Below are 18,485 nucleotides of genomic sequence, written 5' to 3' on the forward strand. Positions count from 1 at the left end.
GATCGTCCACGGCCTGCAGAAGCTGGTGGGCCTCTGGGGAGGGCCGGGCCTCGACGGTTTCGAGGAAATGGTGCGAAGCGCGGGCTACCAGCGGCCGGAACTGCTCGCTGTCGTCGGTGCCATCGGCGAACTGGCGGCCGGGGCCTTGCTCGTGCTGGGGCTGCTCACGCCCCTCGCGGCGGCGGCAATCGTCGCGATCATGATCAACGCGGTGCTGTTCAAGCACGATCTCGACCCGGGCGTGCAGTATTTCGCGACCGAGGACTCCGGGTTCGAGTACGAGGTGCTTCTCACGGCCGCCGCGGTCGCCCTCACTCTCACCGGACCTGGACGTATCGCGGTGGACGGACCGCGGAAGTGGGCCACACGGCCGTTCCTGGGCTCGTTCGTGGCGTTGCTGCTCGGGGTAGCGGCCGGCGTCTGCCTCTGGCTTTTCGCGCGCTGACCCACACACGAAGAAGGGAGGAGCCGGGCCCGTGCCCGGCTCCTCCTTTCTCACCAAGATTGCAGCTTCGCCGGTGGGCGTTACGGGATCCGGCGCACCGCACCCTTGTCCGCGGAGGTGGCCAGCGCGGCATACGCGCGCAACGCCTTCGACACCGTGCGCTCGCGGTTCACGGGCTGCCACGGACGTTCGGAGGCTTCCATCTTCGCGCGGCGCTCCGCGAGGACCGAGTCGTCGACCAGCACCTCGAGAGCGCGGGTGGCGACGTCGATGCGGATCCGGTCCCCGTTCTCGACCAAGCCGATGACACCCCCGGACGCCGCCTCGGGAGAGACGTGCCCGATGGACAGGCCCGAGGTGCCACCGGAGAAGCGACCGTCGGTGATCAGCGCGCAGACCTTGCCGAGGCCGACACCCTTGAGGAACGAGGTGGGGTGAAGCATCTCCTGCATGCCCGGACCCCCGGAGGGACCTTCGTACCGCACGACCACGACATCACCGGGACGGACCTTCTTGCCGAGGATGACCGACACGGCCTCCTCCTGCGACTCGACGACCAGCGCGGGCCCCTCGAAATGGAACAGGTCCTCGTCGATACCGGCGGTCTTGAGGATCGCGCCGTCGGGAGCGATGTTGCCGCGCAGCACCACCAGGCCACCCTCGACGGTGTAGGCGTGTTCGACGTCGCGAATGCACCCTGCCGCGGCATCCGTGTCGAGTGACGACCAGCGGTTGTTCGTCGAGAACGGTTCGGTGGTCCGCACTCCGCCCGGCGCCGCGTGGAACAGCTCGAGTGCTTCCTCGGTGGCCTTGCCGGAGCGGATGTCCCAGTCGTCGAGCCACTGATCGAAGCTCGCGGTGTGGACCGTGCTGACGTCGGTTTCGAGCATGCCGCCGCGGCGGAGTTCCCCGAGGATCGCCGGGATACCGCCGGCCCGGTGCACGTCCTCCATGTGGTAGTCGGAGTTCGGGGAGACCTTGGACAGGCACGGCACCCTGCGGCTGATCGCGTCGATGGTTTCGAGATCGAAGTCGACCTCACCCTCCTGCGCGGCCGCGAGCGTGTGCAGCACCGTGTTGGTCGACCCACCCATCGCGACGTCGAGTGCCATCGCGTTGCGGAACGCCGCGGGGGTGGCGATGTTGCGGGGGAGCACCGACTCGTCGTCGTCGCGGTAGTACCGCAGTGCGGCGTCGACCACCGTGGTGCCTGCCCGCTCGAACAGCGCGCGCCGCGCCTCGTGAGTGGCAAGGGTCGAGCCGTTGCCCGGCAATGCGAGACCGAGTGCCTCGGTGAGGCAGTTCATCGAGTTCGCGGTGAACATGCCCGAGCAGGATCCGCACGTCGGGCACGCGCTGCGCTCGACCTCGTCGAGGCCGGCGTCGTCGACGGCCTCGCTGGCCGATGCGGAGATCGCGGTGATCAGGTCGGTGGGCGCCTGGGCCACACCGTTCACGACGACGGCCTTGCCGGCCTCCATCGGCCCGCCGGAGACGAAGACGGTCGGGATGTTCAGGCGCATCGCGGCATTGAGCATGCCCGGAGTGATCTTGTCGCAGTTGGAAATACACACGAGCGCGTCGGCGGTGTGTGCGTTGACCATGTATTCGACGGAGTCGGCGATGATTTCGCGGCTCGGCAGCGAGTACAGCATGCCCCCGTGCCCCATCGCGATGCCGTCGTCGACTGCGATGGTGTGGAATTCGCGCGCGACACCACCGGCTGCCTTGACCGCCTCGGCGACGATCTCGCCGACGTCCTTGAGGTGGACGTGCCCGGGAACGAACTGGGTGTAGGAGTTCGCGATCGCGACGATCGGCTTGCCGAAGTCGGAGTCGGTCAATCCGGTGGCGCGCCACAGGGAGCGCGCCCCGGCTGCGTTTCGTCCGACGGTGGTGGTGCGTGACCTCAACGGGGGCATGGGCAGGACTTCCTTAACGGGGCTGGATGCGCAAGCGGCTCACTGCACCGGCGTGCCGGGCTGCGGCAGCGGTCGGGAGGCAGTACCGACGAATTTACCTCTGTGCTATTTCGCGTCGATATCCGACTCGGTTTCGGACTCGGTCTCTGCACGCTCGGCGGCGGCTTCCTTCCGCCTGGCTTCGTCGGCCGCGGCGTACGGGTCGGTGATGCGTCCGCCGCTCGCCGCGGCCAGTTGGGGCAGACGGCCGAACGTCACCACCGGCAGCGCGACCTCGGAGTCGTCGGTGAGCGCGGCGCGAGCCCAGCCCCGTTTGGGGAAGCGGATCCCCTTCAGGGCGTCCCACCCGATGGTGGTGGTGCGCAGCGTCGAGCGGGCGACGATGCCGTCGGGGCCGACGACCGTGCGCACGCGCACGACCCAGGCGGCCACCAGGAACGGGATGATCAGAGTCCATGCGAATGCCGCAGGCCAGGCGAGGGCGGGGGACGCCAGGGCGAGGAAGAGGAGTCCGCACGCGAGGAACGACAGCCTGGAGATCTGGATGACCTGCGTCGTCGATTCGGGCGTGTGGGAGGATGTGGGTGGTGGCACGGGCTGCTGTGGAGATGACACCTCACCATCCTCTCATCGCAGCCGCGGCATCTCACATTCTGGGACAGTGACCGAACCAAGTTGACTGTCTGCACTCCACGCGCCTACCGTCGAGCGCGTGAATCAGAATGGGTTGCTCGTAATCGGCCGGCGCGTCGTCGCCTGAGCCGCTTATAGCAACTCGCCCACGACGCGCCACCCTCGTACAGCACACTGCTGACGAGGGTTTTTTGTTGCCCGGAGCCAGAATCAGAGGAATTCGCAGTGAGCGCACCAACCGCACGGCCTCATCCCTCGCCGCGAAAGCCGGGGGCCACCCCGACTCCCGCGGCTGCCGCAGCGCAGCCCGGTAACCGACGCCAGGTACCTCCCGAGAAGGTCACCGGTGCACAGTCGGTCGTCCGCGCCCTCGAAGAGCTCGACGTCGACACGATCTTCGGCATTCCCGGAGGTGCGATCCTGCCGGTCTACGACCCACTGTTCGATTCGAGGCGGGTGCGCCACGTGCTCGTCCGTCACGAGCAGGGCGCCGGTCACGCTGCCACCGGGTACGCGCAGGCCACCGGCAAGGTCGGCGTGTGCATGGCGACCTCCGGTCCCGGTGCGACGAACCTCGTCACCCCGCTCGCCGATGCCCAGATGGATTCTGTGCCGATGGTCGCCATCACCGGGCAGGTCGGGCGACCACTGATCGGCACCGACGCCTTCCAGGAAGCCGACATCTCGGGCATCACGATGCCCATCACCAAGCACAACTTCCTCGTCACCGACGGTGCCGACATCCCGCGCATCCTCGCCGAGGCGTTCTATCTCGCCGCCTCCGGCCGGCCCGGTGCCGTTCTGGTCGACATCCCGAAGGACATCCTGCAGGCCCAGACCACGTTCAGCTGGCCGCCGGAGATGCACCTGCCCGGCTACCGGCCGGTGACCAAGCCCCACGGCAAGCAGGTCCGGGAAGCCGCACGGCTCATCGCCGATGCGAAGAACCCCGTCCTGTACGTCGGTGGCGGTGTCATCAAGGCGGAGGCGTCCGCCGAACTGCTCGAGCTCGCCGAGCTCACCGGTATCCCCGTGGTCACCACCCTGATGGCGCGCGGCGCGTTCCCCGACAGCCACCAGTTGCACTGCGGTATGCCCGGCATGCACGGCAACGTCGCAGCGGTCGCGGCGCTGCAGCGAAGCGATCTGCTCATCACGCTGGGCGCCCGATTCGACGACCGCGTGACGGGTCAGCTCGATTCGTTCGCACCCGACGCGAAGGTGATCCACGCCGACATCGATCCGGCCGAGATCGGTAAGAACCGGCACACCGACGTGCCGATCGTGGGTGACTGCAAAGAGGTCATCGTCGAGCTCATCGAGGCCATCCGCGCCGACCTGGCGACGGGCACCAAGCTCGAGTACTCGGCATGGTGGGCCTACCTCGACGGGATCCGCCGCACGTATCCGCTCAGCTACGACCGGCCGACCGACGGTTCGCTCTCGCCGCAGTACGTGATCCAGGCCGTCGGCAAGCTCGCCGGTCCGGACGCGATCTACTGCGCCGGTGTCGGGCAGCACCAGATGTGGGCCGCGCAGTTCGTCGACTACGAGAAGCCGCGTACCTGGCTGAATTCCGGCGGTCTGGGCACCATGGGATACGCCGTACCGGCCGCCATGGGCGCCAAGATGGGCAAGCCCGAGGCCGAGGTGTGGGCCATCGACGGCGACGGCTGCTTCCAGATGACCAATCAGGAACTGGCCACGTGTGCCGTGGAGGGTGTGCCGATCAAGGTGGCGCTGATCAACAACGGCAACCTCGGCATGGTCCGTCAGTGGCAGACCCTGTTCTACGAACAGCGTTACTCCAACACCGATCTCGGCACGCACACGCTGCGCATCCCCGATTTCGTGAAGCTGGCCGAAGCGCTCGGCTGCGTCGGTATCCGCGTCGAACGCGAAGAGGACGTCGAGGATGCGATCCGTCAGGCGCAGGCGATCGACGACCGGCCGGTCGTCATCGACTTCATCGTCGGTAAGGATGCCCAGGTGTGGCCGATGGTCGCGGCGGGCACGAGCAACGACGAGATCATGGCGGCCCGCGACATCCGTCCGTTGTTCGACGACGACGCGGCGGCCGACGATCCGACCGTCATCCACGAGACCATCGAGCGCGACCGTGCACGCAGCCAGGCTGCAGCCGAGGAGGAAGCCAAGTGAGCACGAGCCACACCCTCAGTGTTCTCGTCGAGGACAAGCCGGGCGTGCTGGCCCGAGTCGCGTCGCTGTTCTCCCGGCGCGGCTTCAACATCGAATCCCTCGCGGTCGGTGGCACCGAAGTTCCGGAGATCTCGCGCATGACGATCGTGGTGACGGTCGACGAGTTCCCGCTCGAGCAGGTCACCAAGCAGCTCAACAAGCTCGTCAACGTCATCAAGATCGTCGAGCAGGAGAACGAGGCGTCGGTCGCCCGCGAACTCCTGCTGATCAAGGTGCGAGCCGACGCCAGTGTGCGGACCCAGGTCATCGAAACGGTGAACCTGTTCCGCGCCAAGGTGATCGACGTGTCGCCGGAATCGCTCACGATCGAGGCCACCGGAACCCGCTCGAAACTCGACGCGCTTCTGCGCATGCTTGAGCCGCACGGAATCCGGGAGATCGTGCAGTCCGGCGTGGTGGCCGTCGGACGCGGTCCCAAGTCCATCACGGCCACCCGTTAGCCTGAACACACCCATATTTTCTGAAAGAGGTAACCACTGTGGCAGTCGAGATGTTCTACGACGACGACGCCGACCTGTCGATCATCCAGGGCCGTAAGGTCGCTGTCATCGGCTACGGCAGCCAGGGTCACGCGCATTCGCTGAGCCTGCGCGACTCCGGCGTCGAGGTGCGCATCGGCCTGAAGGAAGGCTCCAAGTCGCGGGCCAAGGCCGAGGAAGCGGGCCTGACCGTCGGCACTCCGGCCGAGGTCTCCGCGTGGGCCGACGTCATCATGGTGCTCGCTCCCGACACCGCGCAGGCGTCGATCTTCAAGGACGACATCGAGCCGAACCTGAAGGACGGCGACGCGCTGTTCTTCGGCCACGGCCTCAACATCCACTTCGATCTGATCACCGCCCCCGAGTTCGTCACGGTGGCCATGGTCGCGCCGAAGGGCCCCGGCCACCTCGTGCGCCGTCAGTTCGTCGACGGCAAGGGCGTCCCGGCCCTGATCGCCGTCCACCAGGATCCCAAGGGTGAGGGACAGGCGCTCGCGCTGTCCTACGCCAAGGGCATCGGTGGCACCCGCGCCGGCGTCATCAAGACCACGTTCAAGGAAGAGACCGAGACCGACCTGTTCGGTGAGCAGGCCGTCCTCTGCGGTGGCACCGAAGAACTCGTCAAGACCGGCTTCGACGTCATGGTCGAGGCGGGCTACGCCCCCGAGATGGCCTACTTCGAGGTCCTCCACGAGCTCAAGCTCATCGTCGACCTCATGTACGAGGGTGGCATCGCCCGCATGAACTACTCGGTGTCCGACACCGCGGAGTTCGGCGGCTACCTCTCCGGACCGCGCGTCATCGACGCCGGGACCAAGGAGCGGATGAAGGAAATCCTCAAGGACATCCAGGACGGCACCTTCGTCAAGCGCCTCGTCGCGAACGTCGAGGGTGGCAACAAAGAGCTCGAGGGCCTGCGCAAGCAGAACGCCGAGCACGGCATCGAGGTCGTCGGCAAGCAGCTGCGCGACCTGATGAGCTGGGTCGATCGCCCGATCACCGAAACCGCCTGATCGGTTACGCCGCTTTTCGCCGGCCCGGTACGTCCTCGTGGATGTGCCGGGCCGGTGTCGTTCGTCGGCGTCGATCCGGTAACGAGTCGGAGGGCCGGGCGCGCCCCCGTGGTCGGCGTACCGCCGCTCGGTACGGTGGCGCAATGTCGATTCGGCGAGGGGCTTCAGCACGGTTGACGAGCGCCGTCGTGGCGGCGGTGGCGAGCGCGATGGTTCTCGGAGGATGCGCACCGGCCCCGGCGTCGCCACCGATCGAACTCGCCAATGCGCCGGTCGAAAGGGTGCCTGTGCGAGCAGAACTCGTCGGCGGAGGCTACACGATGTTCCCCGACCGCAGATTCGTTGCGCTGTACGGTCATCCGTCCGGACCGGCTCTCGGGGCGTTCGGTGAGCAGGACACCGCCGCAGCGATCGCACGGGTCCGGGACCTCGCCGCGCAATACCAGGCGTTCTCGCACGAGCCCGTGCTCCCCGCCTTCGAGATCATCGCGACGGTCGCCTCGGCCGAGCCGGGCGCCGACGGCCGGTATTCGCGGATCACGGATCCGGAGCAGCTCCGGCCGGTGATCGACGCAGCGGAGGCCGCCGGTGTCTACGTCGTGCTGGACCTGCAGCCCGGGCACACACACTTCCTCGAACAGGCACGTATCTACGAAGAATTCCTCACCCGGCCGAACGTGGGTCTCGCTCTCGACCCGGAGTGGAGGCTCGCCTCGGGACAGCGCCACATGGTGCAGATCGGATCGGTCGACGCCGCGGAGGTCAACGACGTGATCGCGTACCTCGCAGACCTGGTGCAGCGGCACCACCTTCCACAGAAACTGCTCGTCCTGCATCAGTTCCGTATGTCGATGATCACCGGACGCGAGTTCGTCGACGCATCCCGGCCCGAGGTGTCGGTGGTGCTGCACGCGGACGGCCACGGCAACCCGGGGCAGAAACTGGAGACGTGGCAGGCCCTGCAGACCGGGCTCCAACCGCAGATCCACTTGGCGTGGAAGAACTTCTACGACGAGGACCTGCCGATGTTCACGCCGGAGGAGACGATGGCGATCCACCCGAAACCGGTCTTCGTGTCGTTCCAGTAGGTGCCGGTGTCGGCGAACCTATCCCGGTGGCCCCGCCTGACAGCCCGGGGCACTAAACTATGGGCGGTCACGGCTGAAATACGCGTGCCGGCAGGTGCCCACGCCGTCGACGAACCGCCAGATACTCAACTACAGGGAGTTCGCCCGTGAGCCAGAATGGCCGTCCCGTTGTCCTGATCGCCGACAAACTTGCGCAATCGACCGTTGACGCGCTCGGTGACGGTGTCGTGGTGCGCTGGGTGGACGGCCCGGACCGCCCCGCGCTGCTGGCTGCGGTGCCCGAAGCGGATGCCCTGCTCGTCCGCTCCGCGACCACCGTCGACGCCGAGGTCCTCGCGGTAGCCCCGAACCTGAAGATTGTCGGACGTGCAGGCGTCGGCCTTGACAACGTCGACATCGCCGCAGCCACCGAGCGCGGCGTCATGGTGGTCAATGCGCCCACCTCGAACATCCACTCGGCGGCAGAGCACGCCGTCTCGCTGCTGGTCTCGGCAGCCCGGCAGATTCCTGCCGCCGACCGCACGCTGCGCGAGCGCACCTGGAAGCGCTCGAGCTTCAACGGCACGGAAATCCTCGGCAAGACCGTCGGTGTCGTCGGCCTCGGCCGCATCGGTCAGCTTTTCGCGCAGCGTCTCGCAGCCTTCGAAACCCACATCATCGCGTACGACCCCTACCTGCCGGCCGCACGCGCCGCACAGCTCGGCATCGAGCTCGTCGAGCTCGACGAGCTCATCGAGCGCGCCGACTTCATCTCCGTGCACCTGCCGAAGACCAAGGAGACGGCCGGTCTCATCGACGCCGCCCGGCTCGCCCGGACCAAGAAGGGCGTGATCATCGTCAATGCGGCCCGCGGTGGCCTCATCGACGAGGACGCACTGTACGACGCGCTGGTCTCCGGCCAGGTCCGCGCCGCCGGTCTCGACGTGTTCGGCACCGAGCCCTGCACCGACTCCAAGCTGTTCGACCTCGACAACGTCGTCGTCACCCCCCACCTCGGCGCCTCCACCTCCGCGGCGCAGGATCGGGCGGGCACCGATGTCGCGAAGAGTGTGCTGCTGGCCCTCGCCGGCGAGTTCGTGCCGGACGCCGTCAACGTCTCCGGCGGTCCCGTCGGCGAAGAGGTGGCCCCCTGGCTCGAGCTGGTCCGCAAGCTGGGCCTGCTCGCCGGCACCCTCTCGCCCGAAGCCGTGCAGAACGTGCAGGTCGTCGCGAGCGGTGAGCTCTCCGCCGAGAACGTCGACATCCTCGGCCTGGCCGCCCTGCGCGGACTCTTCTCGGCCAGCAGCGACGAGCCCGTCACCTTCGTCAACGCCCCGCAGCTCGCCGAGCAGCGTGGCGTCACCGTCGAGGTCGAGAAGGTCAGCGAAGCGCAGACCCACCGCAGTTCCGTCGAGGTGCGCGCTGTGGCGGCCGACGGCCACGTCACGCAGGTCGCGGGCGCGCTCACCGGTCTCCAGCAGATCGAGAAGATCGTCAACATCAACGGTCGCAGCTTCGACCTGCGCGCCGAGGGTCACAACTTCATCGTCCACTACCAGGATCGTCCGGGCGTTCTCGGAACGCTCGGCACCGTCCTCGGCAACGCGGGCATCGACATCCAGGCCGCAGCGCTGAGCCAGGACGTCGAGGGCCCGGGCGCGACCGTCATCCTGCGCACCGATCGTGTCGTGGACGATGCCGAGGTCGAGCAGATCGTCGAACAGCTCGACGCGCGCGTCGCCCAGGTCGACCTGTCCTGATCATCCGTCTTGCATAGTTCGGTGGCCGCGAGCGTGCCGCGCCCACCGCTGCACAGGAAGTGAATAGAACCCATGAAACTTGCAGTCATCCCCGGTGACGGAATCGGTGTCGAGGTCACGGCCGAGGCTTTGAAAGTGTTGCGCAAGCTCGTCGCGGATCTCGAAACGACCGAGTACGACCTGGGCGCGAAGCGATACAACGCCACCGGCGAGTTGCTGCCGGACGCCGATCTCGCGGCGATCCGCGAACACGACGCGATCCTGCTCGGCGCGATCGGTGACCCCTCGGTCACGCCCGGTGTCCTCGAGCGCGGTCTGCTCCTGAACATGCGCTTCGCGCTCGATCACCACGTCAACCTCCGGCCGTCGCGGCTGTACCCCGGCTCGCGGTCGCCGCTCGCCGCGCAGCCCGAGATCGACTTCGTCGTCGTGCGCGAAGGCACCGAGGGTCCGTACACCGGTAACGGCGGTGCGATCCGGGTCGGGACCCCGCACGAGATCGCCACCGAGGTTTCGGTGAACACGTGGTTCGGTGCGGAACGCGTTGTGCGGTATGCGTTCGAGCTCGCGCAGACCCGGCGCAAGCACCTCACGCTGATCCACAAGACCAACGTGCTGTCCAATGCCGGGGCGATCTGGACCCGGGCGGTGGAGACGGTCGGCAAGGACTTCCCCGAGGTCGAGACCGCGTACTGCCACATCGACGCGGCCACCATCTACATGGTCGACGACCCGGCCCGGTTCGACGTCATCGTGACCGACAACCTGTTCGGCGACATCATCACCGACCTCGCCGGTGCCGTCACCGGTGGTATCGGTATGGCGGCGAGCGGCAACATCGACGCGTCGGGAACGAACCCGTCGATGTTCGAGCCCGTGCACGGCTCCGCGCCCGACATCGCGGGCAAGGGCATCGCCGACCCCACCGCGGCGATCCTGTCGACCGCGCTGCTGCTGCGTCACCTCGGGCGTGACGAAGAGGCCGAGCGCGTGGAGCGGGCGGTCGAGGCCGACCTCGCGTCGCGGGGCACGGACCCGATCGTCACCTCCGAGATCGGCGACCGCATCACCGCGGCCCTCTGACACCCGTGCGCGGTTTCGGTAGTTCCAACTACCGAAACCGCGCACGGCCGGGTTGCCATGTACGGCTCAGTCCTTCGGTACCACCGGGACTGCCGCTGCGGGCGCGAGCGCCGCGATCGCGAACGCGATGGGGAACCCGACGACGCTGATCAGCGCGCCGAACGTCGGAGCCACCGCAGCGGCCAGGACGAACTGCCCGGTGTTCTGGATCCCCAGTGCCCGACCTCCCCAGTACGGCCCCGCGATCTCCGCGACGGCGGTGAAGGCCAGGCCGTTCGGGCTCGACGTGGCCACCGACGCCACCAGGAGCATCGCGACCGCCACCGGTGACTCGAACGAGGCGGACGCCGCGAGCAGGGCCATGGACGCCACCACCACGATCGACACGGTGCGCAGCGGCCCGAGCCGGCTGCCCGCCCGATCGGACCACGCCCCCACTGCAACACGCCCGAGCGCGCCGAGCACCTGCGCCGCCGTGATGACCAGACCGGCGCCCGTCTCGTCCCAGCCCCGGTCGGTGATCAGCCACACGAGCGCGTAGGTCCACACCACATACTGCGGAATCACCAACAGAATCGACGCGATGTGGATACGTGCCAGCGTTGCTCCGCCGCGATACGGATTGTCGAGCGCCCCGGTCCGGGCCGCCTCGGCGCGATCGGGCCTGGGCGGATCGGTGATACCGATGACGCAGGCGAGTGCGGCGACGCCACAGACGACCGCGGGAAAGGCCAGGGCCCAACCGATTCCGTGATCGCGGGCGATCGGCGGAATGGCGAGCGCCGAGGCGGCGACTCCCAGCGGCACCGACATCTGACGGATACCCATGGCCAAGCCCCGCTGGGCCGGTGGAAACCAGCCGACGACGACACGTCCGCTGGCGGCGTTGGCACTCACCGCGCCGGCGCCGGCGACCACGAGCAGTAGGCCGAGTATCGGGGCAGAAGTAGTGGCGGTCGCGGCCGCGGCCGCGACCGCCAGGGAGGCTATACCGAGACCGGCGGTGAGCGCGACGCGTTCCCCGAAGCGGTCGGCTACTGCGCCCCACGCGACGAGAGTCAGTACGCCACCGAAAAGCGGTGCGCCGGCGAGGGTTCCGGCCTGTGCGAGGGTGAACCCGCTGTCGTCCTGGAGGGTAGGGATGAGGAAGGCGACGCCGTTGATGACGGTGGCCTGCGCGGCCTGGGCGACCACGCCGAGCGCCAGGATCAGCCAGCGCCTGTTGCCAATGGTGATTACGCTGTCCATACAAATCTCACTATCTGAGAAGTAATCCCGTATGATGAAACATTGGGGTCACTCTATACCCGCTTCCCGAACCCGCGCGTCGGTCGGGACACGCCCTCACCGATAGACTCCCGAGCATGCGCCTTGGTCGAATCGCCAGTCCGGACGGTGTCGCTTTCGTCAGCATCGAGGGGGAGGGGGACGCGGCAACCGCGAAAGAAATCGCCGAACACCCGTTCGGCACCCCGACGTTCACCGGTCGCAGTTGGCCTCTCGCCGACGTCCGGCTCCTGGCTCCCATCCTTGCGAGCAAGGTGATCGCTGTCGGACGGAACTACGCTGCCCACGCCGCCGAATCCGGGAACGAGGTCCCCGAGGAGCCGGTGATCTTCCTCAAGCCGAACACCTCGATCATCGGACCCGGACTGCCGATCGTGATCCCACGGAACAGCTCTCTCGTGCATCACGAGGCCGAGCTCGCCGTCGTCATCGGCCGTCCCTGCAAGGACGTGCCGGCGGCCAAGGCCCGCGAGGCGATCCTCGGATACACCGTCGCCAACGACGTCTCGGCGCGCGATCATCAGGCACAGGACGGCCAGTGGACCCGCGCCAAGGGCCACGACACGTTCTGCCCGCTCGGACCGTGGATCGAAACCGAACTCGACCCCTCGGACCTCGAGATCTCGGCGGAGGTCAACGGGCAGCAGCGTCAGCGCAGCCGAACCTCGTTGATGGTTCACGACATTCCGAAACTCATCGAGTGGGTGTCGTCCGTGATGACGCTGCTTCCCGGCGACGTGATCCTGACCGGGACGCCCGAGGGCGTGGGGCCGATCGGGCCGGGCGACACCGTGTCGGTCACCGTCGAAAAAATCGGCACTCTCACCAATCCTGTCGTCGCGAAAGGCGCCTGAGCAGCGGTCCTGCGTTCGGCGGAAGAACGCTCGGGATAGCCTGGAACGGTCTCTTGCCGTCCCTCGACCCGAGTGAGCCATGACCACCAGCGAAGTACGCGTCCGTTTCTGCCCGTCCCCGACCGGAACTCCCCACGTGGGTCTCGTGCGCACCGCCCTGTTCAACTGGGCGTTCGCGCGGCACCACGGCGGTACGTTCGTGTTCCGCATCGAAGACACCGACGCCGCCCGCGACAGCGAGGAGTCGTATCAGGCGATTCTGGATGCACTGCGCTGGCTGGGCCTCGAGTGGGACGAAGGTCCGGAGGTGGGTGGCCCCTACGAGCCGTACCGGCAGTCCCAGCGTCGCGATACGCACCTCGATGTGGTCGCGAAGCTGCTCGAGGCGGGCGAGGCGTACGAATCCTTCTCGACCCCCGAGGAAGTCGAGGAGCGGCACAAGGCGGCCGGTCGCGACCCGAAGCTCGGTTACGACAACTACGACCGGGATCTGAGCCCGGCGCAGCGTCAGGGCTTCCTCGACGAGGGCCGCAAGCCGGTGGTGCGCCTGCGCATGCCCGACCACGACCTCACGTGGACGGACCTCGTGCGTGGCGAGACCACCTTCAAGGCCGGCACCGTTCCGGACTTCGCGCTCACGCGCGCCAACGGTATCCCGCTGTACACGCTGGTCAACCCGGTCGACGACGCCCTGATGCGGATCACCCACGTGCTGCGCGGCGAGGACCTGCTCTCGTCCACCCCGCGCCAGCTCGCCCTCTACGAGGCGATGCAGCGTATCGGTGTCGCCGATTTCGTTCCCGAGTTCGGGCACCTGCCGTTCGTCATGGGGCAGGGCAACAAGAAACTGTCGAAGCGCGATCCCGAATCGAACCTGTTCCTGCATCGCGACCGCGGCTTCATTCCCGAGGGCCTGCTCAACTATCTCGCACTGCTGGGCTGGGGCCTCGCCGACGACCGCGACGTGTTTTCGCTCGACGAAATGGTGGCCGCGTTCGAGATCTCCAAAGTCAATTCGAACCCCGCGCGCTTCGATCAGAAGAAGGCGGACGCGATCAACGCCGAGCACATCCGGCTTCTCGAGCCGGCCGAGTTCGCGTCGAGGCTGCAAGAATTCCTCGTCGAGCACGGGCATCTCTCCCCGGACGTCGACGACGAGTTTTTCGCGGCAGCGGCGGAGCTGGTGCAGACCCGCATCGTCGTGCTCTCCGACGCCTGGGATCTGCTGAAGTTCCTGTTCGTCGACGACGCCGATTTCCGGATCGACGAGTCCTCCGCCGCGAAGAATCTCAAGGAGGATGCCGCACCCGTCCTGGACGCGACCCTCACGGCCCTCGACGGGCTCGCACAGTGGACCACCGTGAGCATCGAGGAGGCCCTCAAGACCGCTCTGATCGACGATCTCGGTCTCAAGCCGCGTAAGGCGTTCGCTCCGGTCCGGGTCGGCGTCACGGGCTCGCACATCAGCCCTCCGCTGTACGAGTCGATGGAACTGCTCGGGCGCGAGAAGTCGCTCGCGCGCCTGCGCGCGGCGCGGGCCGGTATCGCCTGATCGGTCCCGCCCGACCGTGTGCCCGTTCACCGCAGTGGACGGGCACACGTGCATCTACGCCGAATTTACGTGCTTTGACCAGGCGATTTGTAGTTTGACACCGGGTTGGTGCTAATCTTTCTCTCGGTTCGGAACGGAGGCCAGGCGCCCAGCGCGCAGGCCGACAGGACAGGCCATTGGGGTATGGTGTAATTGGCAACACAGCTGATTCTGGTTCAGCCATTCTAGGTTCGAGTCCTGGTACCCCAGCGGAGATGCGGTGGTTTGCCCACGGCACCTCGGCCAGCTAAGCTGGCTGAGCTTCCTCCGGGAAGCGACAGAGAAGAAGTTCTCAGGCCCCCGTCGTCTAGCGGCCTAGGACGCCGCCCTCTCACGGCGGTAGCGTGGGTTCGAATCCCATCGGGGGTACAAGCGAAGACCCTCCGAGCATTGCTCGGAGGGTCTTTTTCGTTGTCGGGCCATCTCACACGCTCTTGCGCCGGAACTCACGGTGATGATCGGCGGTCGGCTGTGGACCGTGAGCCTTCGAGCCCGCATCCAGGTGGGCCGTCCCGTGGCTGTCCCGATGCTTCTTGCGCTCGAGTGCTTCGAGGAACTTCTTCTTGTTGCGGTCTTTCGACGGTTCGCTCATGATTTCTCCCTCCGTCCGTTGAACCGGAATCTAGCGCGTGCCGGGGCGATCTGTCGCCCGGATTTCGATCCGGTCGTCATTTCGCCGCGGATCCGAGATAGGCGGCGGTGGTGCCACCGAGCTCCATGGTGGGCATACCGAGCTTGCGGTGATCCCACGAGCGGACCCTGTGGGGCGCCACGCGCACCGCCACCCTGTTGTGCATCATCTGTTCCACGGCCGGGCGGACGTCGTCGGTGTAGGGGCCGGTGTACCGCTCCCACACGTCGCGGCAGACCGCGAAGAGGGTGTCGCGGTCGTCGACGATCTCGGCGTGCCCCTCGATGGAGACACCCCGCAGACAGTCGTACGTGTCGCCGGCCTCGACCAGTGCCGTGATGCGGTGGTCCCGACGCAAGTTCACCGCCTTCTGGGACTTGGCCTTCGTCTCGAACCAGATCTCCCCGTCCAGCACGGCGTACCACATCGCCACCAGATGCGGTGTGCCCGTGGGGCCGAGTGAGGCCAGGGTGGCGACACGGCTCCGGTGGAGCAACTCGGTGATTTCCGGTTCGGTCATCGTGATTTCGGCACGGCGGTTGGTTCCCATGCGGAGAACTCTGGCACAGCCCGCACCGGTGGACTAGAGGCGTTTGTGGAGAGCATCGGCGGCCGCGAGGAGGTCGGCGGCCCACCGTGCGCCCGGGCGGCGCCCCATGCGATCGATGGGGCCCGAGACGGAGATCGCGGCCACGACGGCACCCGTGCTGTCGCGCACGGGGGCCGCGACCGAGGCGACGCCGGGCTCTCGCTCGGCGGCGCTCTGCGCCCATCCCCGTCGACGGACCTCGGCCAGCACACGTTCGCCGAATGCGGCGTCGGGCAGGATGGCGCGCTGGGTCGCGATATCTGCCCAGGCGAGTAGCACTTTGGCGCCGGATCCGGCGGTCATGGGCAGTCGAGCGCCGATCAGGACGGTGTCGCGCAGCCCGGTGGGGGGTTCGAGTGCTGCGACGCAGACTCGTTGGGTGCCCTCGCGGCGATACAACTGCACGCTCTCGCCGGTGATCTCGCGAAGGCGGGGAAGCACGAGCGACGCGGCTTCGACGAGCGAATCGCCGGCACCGGCCGAGAGTTCTGCGAGTCCGGGGCCCGGGCGCCACTGTCCGTCGCCGTCGCGCGCAAGCAGACGGTGCACCTCGAGTCCGACGGCGAGACGGTGCGCGGTGGCCCGCGGAAGGCCGGTGCGCGCGCACAAGTCGTTGAGGTTGCAGGGCTGCTCGGCGACCGCATGTAGGACGGTCATCGCTTTGTCCAGCACCCCGATCCCGCTATGCTGTCTCATAGGTCGATACCTCCGTCTCGCATATTGGGAAGCATATCGCATGCGGCGAGGGCGGAGGCGACACCATGCGCGGCTCGGACGGCCCCGAGATCCGGGATCCGCGTTCGTCACGTACGACAGGTGGAGAAGATGGCTGGAAAGACTCTGGCGGAAAAGGTGTGGGACCAGCACGTGGTCGTGCGCGGTGAGGGAGAGGGTTCGGCGCGGCAGCCCGACCTGATCTACATCGACCTGCACCTCGTGCACGAGGTCACCAGCCCGCAGGCATTCGACGGTCTGCGGCTGGCGGGACGGAAGCTGCGGCGTCCGGACCTCACCATTGCGACCGAGGACCACAACGTCCCCACGACCGACATCGACAAGCCGATCGCGGACCCGGTGTCGCGCACGCAGGTCGACACGCTGCGCCGCAACTGCGAAGAGTTCGGCGTCCGACTCCATCCGATGGGCGATCTCGATCAGGGCATCGTGCACGTGGTCGGGCCGCAGCTCGGATTGACCCAGCCGGGAATGACCGTGGTGTGCGGCGACAGTCACACCTCGACGCACGGCGCCTTCGGCGCGATCGCGATGGGTATCGGCACGAGCGAGGTCGAACACGTCATGGCGACGCAGACACTGTCGCTGCGCCCGTTCAAGACGATGGCGATCACCGTCGACGGAGAACTTCCTCCGGGCGTGACGAGCAAGGACCTCATCCTCGCGATCATCGCGAAGATCGGCACCGGCGGCGGACAGGGATACGTCCTCGAATACCGCGGTGAGGCCATCCGGAACCTGTCGATGGAAGCGCGGATGACCATCTGCAACATGTCGATCGAGGCGGGCGCCCGCGCCGGCATGATCGCGCCGGACGAGACCACCTACGAATTCATCAAGGGCCGCCCGCACGCCCCGCAGGGTGCCGACTGGGACTCCGCGGTCGCCGCCTGGGAACAGCTGAAGACCGACGACGACGCGGTTTTCGATGCCGAGGTCCATATCGACGGCAGTGCGCTCACCCCGTTCGTGACGTGGGGAACCAACCCCGGGCAGGGTGCACCGCTGAGCGCGACGGTGCCGGTGCCGGACGAGATCCCCGACGACAACGTGCGTCAGGCCGCCGAGAAGGCGCTGCGCTACATGGATCTCGAGCCCGGAATGCCGCTGCGCGACATCAAGATCGACACCGTCTTCGTCGGCTCGTGCACCAACGGCCGAATCGAGGATCTGCGCGCGGTCGCCGATATTCTCAAGGGCCGCAAGGTCGCAGACGGTCTCCGGATGCTCGTCGTGCCCGGATCGATGCGGGTTCGTGCCCAGGCCGAGTCCGAAGGTCTCGGTGAGATATTCACCGCAGCAGGAGCGGAGTGGCGTCAGGCGGGTTGCTCGATGTGCCTCGGCATGAACCCGGACCAGCTTGCGCCGGGGGAGCGCTCGGCATCGACGTCGAACCGCAACTTCGAGGGCCGCCAGGGCAAGGGTGGACGCACCCACCTCGTCTCGCCGGCCGTTGCGGCCGCAACCGCGGTGCGCGGCACATTGTCGGCACCGGCCGATCTCGACTAGAACACGGGACCCGAGGAGAATTTCGATGGAAGCCTTCACTACTCACACGGGCATCGGCGTCCCGCTGCGCCGGTCCAATGTCGACACCGACCAGATCATCCCGGCGGTGTACCTGAAACGCGTCACGCGCACAGGATTCGAGGACGGACTGTTCGCCGCATGGCGCAACGACCCGTCGTTCGTACTCAACGTCCCGCCGTTCGACCGCGGCAGCATTCTGGTCGCAGGCCCCGATTTCGGCACCGGCTCGTCGCGAGAGCATGCCGTGTGGGCGTTGTCCGATTACGGATTCCGGGTTGTGATCTCGTCGCGTTTCGCGGATATCTTCCGTGGCAATGCCGGAAAAGCCGGCCTGCTCGCGGCTCAGGTGGGGCAGGACGACGTCGAATTGCTCTGGAAACTCATCGAGCAGCAGCCCGGTCTGGAACTCGAAGTGGACCTGGAAAATCGGACAGTGACCGCCGGAACAACCGTGGTGCCGTTTGAAATTGACGACTACACCCGATGGCGTCTGCTGGAGGGTCTCGACGATATCGGATTGACATTACGCCAGGTAGAGGCGATTTCCGAGTACGAAAAGTCAAGGCCTTCTTGGAAACCGCTGACCCTCCCGACGCCCTGATCGGACGTCCCCGCAGGCACCGGGCGGGGGGGGGCCCCCCCCCAC

The 18,485-nt window shown here is 67.2% G+C and carries 17 protein-coding genes and 2 tRNA genes; 13 read left to right on the forward strand and 6 right to left on the reverse strand.

All coding sequences use genetic code 11. The annotated features are described in order from the left end of the window. Window positions 1-445: DoxX family protein (locus tag Q8814_RS16720; protein ID WP_330153136.1), on the forward strand; the 445-nt coding region annotated here is incomplete at its 5' end. 80 nt (window positions 446-525) lie between these two features. On the opposite strand, the gene ilvD is transcribed toward Q8814_RS16720, so the two are convergent. After that, a complete protein-coding gene (gene ilvD / locus Q8814_RS16725) occupies window positions 526-2,367 on the reverse strand; it encodes a dihydroxy-acid dehydratase (protein ID WP_330153137.1) in 1,842 nt (613 codons plus the stop codon). Between the two features lie 105 nt (window positions 2,368-2,472). Beyond that, window positions 2,473-2,961, reverse strand: coding sequence for a PH domain-containing protein (locus Q8814_RS16730; RefSeq protein ID WP_330153151.1), 489 nt, complete (start codon window positions 2,959-2,961; stop codon window positions 2,473-2,475). 264 nt (window positions 2,962-3,225) lie between these two features. On the opposite strand from Q8814_RS16730, the gene Q8814_RS16735 reads away from it, so the two are divergent. The 6 genes from Q8814_RS16735 (at window position 3,226) to Q8814_RS16760 (ending at window position 10,622) form a co-directional block, all read left to right on the forward strand. Then, window positions 3,226-5,160 carry an acetolactate synthase large subunit gene (locus Q8814_RS16735; RefSeq protein WP_330153138.1) on the forward strand — a complete coding sequence of 645 codons (1,935 nt, stop codon included), beginning with the start codon at window positions 3,226-3,228 and terminating at the stop codon, window positions 5,158-5,160. Continuing rightward, the gene (gene ilvN / locus Q8814_RS16740) at window positions 5,157-5,660 is read left to right on the forward strand and encodes an acetolactate synthase small subunit (protein WP_330153139.1); all 504 of its coding nucleotides are present in this window, start codon (window positions 5,157-5,159) and stop codon (window positions 5,658-5,660) included. The genes Q8814_RS16735 and ilvN overlap by 4 nt, the downstream gene beginning before the upstream one ends. Before the next feature lie 50 nt (window positions 5,661-5,710). Continuing rightward, window positions 5,711-6,712 (forward strand): ketol-acid reductoisomerase, encoded by a 1,002-nt coding sequence (ilvC, locus tag Q8814_RS16745; RefSeq protein ID WP_330153152.1) that lies wholly within the window; start codon window positions 5,711-5,713, stop codon window positions 6,710-6,712. 143 nt (window positions 6,713-6,855) lie between these two features. After that, window positions 6,856-7,800 (forward strand): hypothetical protein, encoded by a 945-nt coding sequence (locus Q8814_RS16750; protein ID WP_330153140.1) that lies wholly within the window; start codon window positions 6,856-6,858, stop codon window positions 7,798-7,800. A 146-nt stretch (window positions 7,801-7,946) separates the two neighbouring features. Then, complete coding sequence (serA, locus tag Q8814_RS16755; RefSeq protein WP_330153141.1) at window positions 7,947-9,539, forward strand: phosphoglycerate dehydrogenase; 1,593 nt, start codon at window positions 7,947-7,949, stop codon at window positions 9,537-9,539. A 72-nt stretch (window positions 9,540-9,611) separates the two neighbouring features. Beyond that, window positions 9,612-10,622, forward strand: coding sequence for a 3-isopropylmalate dehydrogenase (locus tag Q8814_RS16760; RefSeq protein ID WP_330153142.1), 1,011 nt, complete (start codon window positions 9,612-9,614; stop codon window positions 10,620-10,622). A 66-nt stretch (window positions 10,623-10,688) separates the two neighbouring features. Here the strand turns inward: Q8814_RS16760 and Q8814_RS16765 are convergent, their stop codons facing one another. Then, window positions 10,689-11,870: an MFS transporter gene (locus Q8814_RS16765; RefSeq protein ID WP_330153143.1), complete on the reverse strand. Its 1,182-nt coding sequence runs from the start codon at window positions 11,868-11,870 to the stop codon at window positions 10,689-10,691. A gap of 116 nt (window positions 11,871-11,986) precedes the next feature. Between Q8814_RS16765 and Q8814_RS16770 the strand changes: the two genes are divergently transcribed. The 4 genes from Q8814_RS16770 to Q8814_RS16785 all read left to right on the forward strand — a co-directional run bounded on the left by Q8814_RS16770 (window position 11,987) and on the right by Q8814_RS16785 (window position 14,723). Then, window positions 11,987-12,763 carry a fumarylacetoacetate hydrolase family protein gene (locus Q8814_RS16770; protein WP_330153144.1) on the forward strand — a complete coding sequence of 259 codons (777 nt, stop codon included), beginning with the start codon at window positions 11,987-11,989 and terminating at the stop codon, window positions 12,761-12,763. Window positions 12,764-12,842: 79 nt separating this feature from the next. Beyond that, window positions 12,843-14,315, forward strand: a complete 1,473-nt coding sequence (gltX, locus tag Q8814_RS16775; protein ID WP_330153145.1) for a glutamate--tRNA ligase — start codon at window positions 12,843-12,845, stop codon at window positions 14,313-14,315. 177 nt (window positions 14,316-14,492) lie between these two features. Next, window positions 14,493-14,564 (forward strand) — tRNA-Gln (locus tag Q8814_RS16780). A gap of 86 nt (window positions 14,565-14,650) precedes the next feature. Continuing rightward, window positions 14,651-14,723, forward strand: a tRNA-Glu gene (locus Q8814_RS16785). Window positions 14,724-14,778: 55 nt separating this feature from the next. Here the strand turns inward: Q8814_RS16785 and Q8814_RS16790 are convergent. The 3 genes from Q8814_RS16790 to Q8814_RS16800 all read right to left on the reverse strand — a co-directional run bounded on the left by Q8814_RS16790 (window position 14,779) and on the right by Q8814_RS16800 (window position 16,270). Then, window positions 14,779-14,946 (reverse strand): DUF5302 domain-containing protein, encoded by a 168-nt coding sequence (locus Q8814_RS16790; RefSeq protein ID WP_330153146.1) that lies wholly within the window; start codon window positions 14,944-14,946, stop codon window positions 14,779-14,781. Between the two features lie 76 nt (window positions 14,947-15,022). Then, window positions 15,023-15,535, reverse strand: a complete 513-nt coding sequence (locus Q8814_RS16795) for a pyridoxamine 5'-phosphate oxidase family protein (RefSeq protein WP_330153147.1) — start codon at window positions 15,533-15,535, stop codon at window positions 15,023-15,025. A 33-nt stretch (window positions 15,536-15,568) separates the two neighbouring features. Beyond that, the gene (locus Q8814_RS16800; RefSeq protein WP_330153148.1) at window positions 15,569-16,270 is read right to left on the reverse strand and encodes an IclR family transcriptional regulator; all 702 of its coding nucleotides are present in this window, start codon (window positions 16,268-16,270) and stop codon (window positions 15,569-15,571) included. A 129-nt stretch (window positions 16,271-16,399) separates the two neighbouring features. Between Q8814_RS16800 and leuC the strand changes: the two genes are divergently transcribed. Further along, window positions 16,400-17,818, forward strand: coding sequence for a 3-isopropylmalate dehydratase large subunit (leuC, locus tag Q8814_RS16805; protein ID WP_330153149.1), 1,419 nt, complete (start codon window positions 16,400-16,402; stop codon window positions 17,816-17,818). Between the two features lie 25 nt (window positions 17,819-17,843). Continuing rightward, window positions 17,844-18,440, forward strand: a complete 597-nt coding sequence (leuD, locus tag Q8814_RS16810; RefSeq protein WP_330153150.1) for a 3-isopropylmalate dehydratase small subunit — start codon at window positions 17,844-17,846, stop codon at window positions 18,438-18,440. Window positions 18,441-18,485 lie beyond the last annotated feature (45 nt).

Origin of the sequence: Rhodococcus chondri (genome assembly GCF_036327435.1) — a bacterium.
Lineage (GTDB): Bacteria > Actinomycetota > Actinomycetes > Mycobacteriales > Mycobacteriaceae > Rhodococcus > Rhodococcus chondri.

What these genes read in the sequence shown, in the direction of transcription:
- Q8814_RS16795 (WP_330153147.1), bottom strand. Translation starts at nt 15,535, where the DNA reads ATGGGAACCAACCGCCGTGCCGAAATCACGATGACCGAACCGGAAATC.
- Q8814_RS16800 (WP_330153148.1), bottom strand. Translation starts at nt 16,270, where the DNA reads ATGAGACAGCATAGCGGGATCGGGGTGCTGGACAAAGCGATGACCGTC.
- leuD (WP_330153150.1), top strand. Translation starts at nt 17,844, where the DNA reads ATGGAAGCCTTCACTACTCACACGGGCATCGGCGTCCCGCTGCGCCGG.
- leuC (WP_330153149.1), top strand. Translation starts at nt 16,400, where the DNA reads ATGGCTGGAAAGACTCTGGCGGAAAAGGTGTGGGACCAGCACGTGGTC.
- Q8814_RS16790 (WP_330153146.1), bottom strand. Translation starts at nt 14,946, where the DNA reads ATGAGCGAACCGTCGAAAGACCGCAACAAGAAGAAGTTCCTCGAAGCA.
- Q8814_RS16770 (WP_330153144.1), top strand. Translation starts at nt 11,987, where the DNA reads ATGCGCCTTGGTCGAATCGCCAGTCCGGACGGTGTCGCTTTCGTCAGC.
- Q8814_RS16765 (WP_330153143.1), bottom strand. Translation starts at nt 11,870, where the DNA reads ATGGACAGCGTAATCACCATTGGCAACAGGCGCTGGCTGATCCTGGCG.
- ilvC (WP_330153152.1), top strand. Translation starts at nt 5,711, where the DNA reads ATGTTCTACGACGACGACGCCGACCTGTCGATCATCCAGGGCCGTAAG.
- Q8814_RS16750 (WP_330153140.1), top strand. Translation starts at nt 6,856, where the DNA reads ATGTCGATTCGGCGAGGGGCTTCAGCACGGTTGACGAGCGCCGTCGTG.
- Q8814_RS16760 (WP_330153142.1), top strand. Translation starts at nt 9,612, where the DNA reads ATGAAACTTGCAGTCATCCCCGGTGACGGAATCGGTGTCGAGGTCACG.
- gltX (WP_330153145.1), top strand. Translation starts at nt 12,843, where the DNA reads ATGACCACCAGCGAAGTACGCGTCCGTTTCTGCCCGTCCCCGACCGGA.
- ilvD (WP_330153137.1), bottom strand. Translation starts at nt 2,367, where the DNA reads ATGCCCCCGTTGAGGTCACGCACCACCACCGTCGGACGAAACGCAGCC.